3 protein-coding genes are annotated in these 2985 nt (G+C 54.8%); 2 read left to right on the top strand and 1 reads right to left on the bottom strand.

The features are described 5' to 3' along the window. Positions 1-176: 176 nt before the first annotated feature. Positions 177-491 (bottom strand): helix-turn-helix domain-containing protein, encoded by a 315-nt coding sequence (locus tag N5D20_RS24585; RefSeq protein ID WP_000349485.1) that lies wholly within the window; start codon positions 489-491, stop codon positions 177-179. Between the two features lie 111 nt (positions 492-602). Between N5D20_RS24585 and N5D20_RS24580 the strand changes: the two genes are divergently transcribed. Together N5D20_RS24580 and N5D20_RS24575 are read left to right on the top strand one after the other, a co-directional pair. Next, positions 603-1637, top strand: a complete 1035-nt coding sequence (locus tag N5D20_RS24580) for a permease (RefSeq protein WP_000098298.1) — start codon at positions 603-605, stop codon at positions 1635-1637. Positions 1638-1649: 12 nt separating this feature from the next. Next, positions 1650-2927, top strand: coding sequence for an ISL3 family transposase (locus tag N5D20_RS24575; RefSeq protein ID WP_000610830.1), 1278 nt, complete (start codon positions 1650-1652; stop codon positions 2925-2927). Positions 2928-2985 lie beyond the last annotated feature (58 nt).

Raw genomic sequence — 2985 nt, 5'->3', positions numbered from 1 at the left:
GGGTATCCGGAATTTCTGGTTGATAAAATGCCAAAGATGTAAAGAAGAAAATCTTTCTCAGCGGATTATCTGATTGATCCTCTTCAGCCTACTCTACTGCCAATTTTCTGTTTCCACCTTCGCCTGAGTCTTCATAGCGATGCTGACTAGGGAGGACAGCGAGAGCTGGGCAAGCGTCAAAGCGGTTCTGGTTCATGCGCAATCCGGACACCTGCACAACATTCCTCTTGTAAGAAACCGATCAAATTCTCTAGGTGCCCATACTCGGGTATACAGACAATCGTGCGGCTATGTTTCTCCTGCCGGATCAGCCCTACCTTGGCCATGCGCGCAAGGTGATGTGATAGCGTCGAAGCAGGAATACCCAGCCCCTTCTGGATATCTCCGACCGAAGCCCCATCATGGCCAGCTTTGACCAGAAAGCGGAACACGGACAGTCGGTGACTATTCCCTAGCTCAGCTAAGCTGGCTGCAACCTTTTCGTGATCCATAGCACGCCCCAATAATTCGATGTTTCTAGAATTATAGTTGACAGGTCGGATAAACGCAAGTAGGCTGCGTACATCATTTCGACAATACTAGAAATATAGGAGTAATATTGAATGTCATCTCAACTCCAAGACGCTCTAGGCATGTTCGCCTTTCTCGCTATCGAGCTATCGGTTTTATTCATTGGCATTAGCTTGCTGGTCGGAGTTCTTCAACGTCACATCCCACCATCCAAGGTGGAAGCGTTACTGACTTCCAGTGGGAAGCGAGGCTATTTTCTTGCTGCTGGTTTAGGAGCTATAACGCCCTTCTGTAGTTGCTCGACTATCCCCATGTTGAAAGGGTTGATTCGGGCACGGGCCGGTTTTGGGCCGATGATGGTGTTTCTTTTCTCATCTCCGTTGCTGAATCCTATCGTCGTCGGCCTGCTGGTTGCCACGTTTGGATGGACACTTACTGCTATCTATGTGCTCGCCGCTTTGGTGGTCGCGGTAGGTGCCGGATGGCTGCTTCACACGCTTGGCTTCGAGCGTTATGTGCGCCGGACGGCGACACAAGAGAGCAGTGGATGTAGTTCATCAGCAAGCCCGTGCAGTGCTACATCGACCGCATCGAGTTGCGGCACCAACAGCTGCGACACCACTCCGAAGACGGCTTCTTGCGGGGCTGATAGGAAGACAACAGTCTCTACGTCTAGCGAATGCTGTGACAGTCAACCCACTGTCACGGTTAAGAAAGAAGGGAAGTACAGTGGTGTGTGGCGGGAAGCTTGGTCGGACTTTATCGATGTGTTGCCTTACCTGCTCATCGGTATTGCGATTGGCAGCGTGATCTATGGTTTCATGCCCACTGACTTATTGGAGCAGTATGCAGGCCCAGATAATCCCTTTGCCATTCCAGTTGCCGCTGTCATCGGCGTGCCGTTGTATATTCGCGCTGAAGCCGTCATACCTCTGGCAGCGGCTCTGATGGCCAAAGGCGTGGGTGCCGGGACGGTGCTAGCGTTGATCATCGGCAGTGCCGGAGCCAGCCTGACTGAGCTCATTCTGTTGCGCTCTTTGTTCACGCTGAAGCTTTTAGCGGCGTTTTTAGCAGTCATTTTTGCTATGGCGATGATTGCCGGTTACGCCACCTACCTGTTTTTCTGATCAAGGCGGGAGATGATTAATTCGTTAAGCCTTCCTGGGTACCAGTTGGTGGATTCTGATGAGCAGAATGAAGACATACATTTTCGGCTTGAAGCACCTACACCAGTAGCCTGCGAGGGGTGCGGCGTGCAGGGTGAGTTCGTGCGGTTCGGCAAGCGTGACGTTCCCTATCGTGATCTGCCCATCCACGGCAAGCGGGTCACTCTCTGGGTGGTCCGCCGCCGATACACCTGCCGGGCCTGCAAGACAACATTCAGGCCCCAGCTACCGGAGATGGTGGACGGATTCCGTATGACACTGCGGCTGCATGAGTACGTGGAGAAGGAATCCTTCAACCACCCCTACACCTTTGTGGCGGCACAGACCGGCCTGGACGAGAAGACGGTGCGCGACATCTTCAACGCCCGCGCCGAGTTCCTGGGGCGCTGGCACCGCTTCGAGACGCCCCGCATCCTGGGCATTGACGAGCTATACCTGAACAAGCGCTACCGCTGCATTCTGACCAACATTGAGGAGCGAACCCTGCTCGACCTGCTGGCCACCCGCCGCCAGGACGTGGTGACCAACTACCTGATGAAGCTGAAAGACCGGCAGAAGGTCGAGATCGTCAGCATGGACATGTGGAACCCCTACCGGGCAGCGGTCAAGGCTGTGCTGCCCCAGGCCCGTATCGTGGTCGATAAGTTCCATGTGGTGCGCATGGCCAACGATGCCCTAGAGAGAGTGCGCAAGGGCCTCAGAAAGGAGCTGAAACCGTCCCAGAGCCGGACTCTCAAGGGAGACCGGAAAATCCTGCTGAAACGCGCTCACGAAGTCTCAGACCGGGAGCGCCTCATCATGGAGACCTGGACAGGCGCGTTCCCGCAACTGCTGGCCGCCTACGAGCACAAGGAGCGCTTCTACGGCATCTGGGACGCCACCACACGGCTCCAGGCAGAAGCCGCCCTGGACGAGTGGATAGCCACCATCCCGAAGGGCCAAAAGGAAGTCTGGAGCGATCTGGTCAGGGCAGTGGGAAACTGGCGCGAAGAGACCATGACCTACTTCGAGACGGACATGCCCGTCACCAACGCTTACACGGAGTCCATCAACCGACTGGCCAAGGACAAGAACCGTGAAGGGCGCGGTTACTCCTTCGAGGTGATGCGGGCACGAATGCTCTACACCACGAAGCACAAGAAGAAGGCACCGACTGCGAAGGTCTCTCCTTTCTACAAGAAAACCATCGGTTACGGACTGCCGGACTTCGCAGAGGAACTCAACTACGGAGTCGATCTATCAACCATCTGATAATGGTATCAGGTTGGTGGGGTAAAGGTGCCCCATCAACCATTAAATCCGTATACCC

It is taken from the genome of Stenotrophomonas sp. GD03877 (assembly GCF_029840555.1).
Classification (GTDB): Bacteria; Pseudomonadota; Gammaproteobacteria; order Xanthomonadales; family Xanthomonadaceae; genus Stenotrophomonas; species Stenotrophomonas geniculata.
Note: the sequence above shows the minus strand (reverse complement) of the source record. Positions and strands in the feature narration are given on the sequence as shown.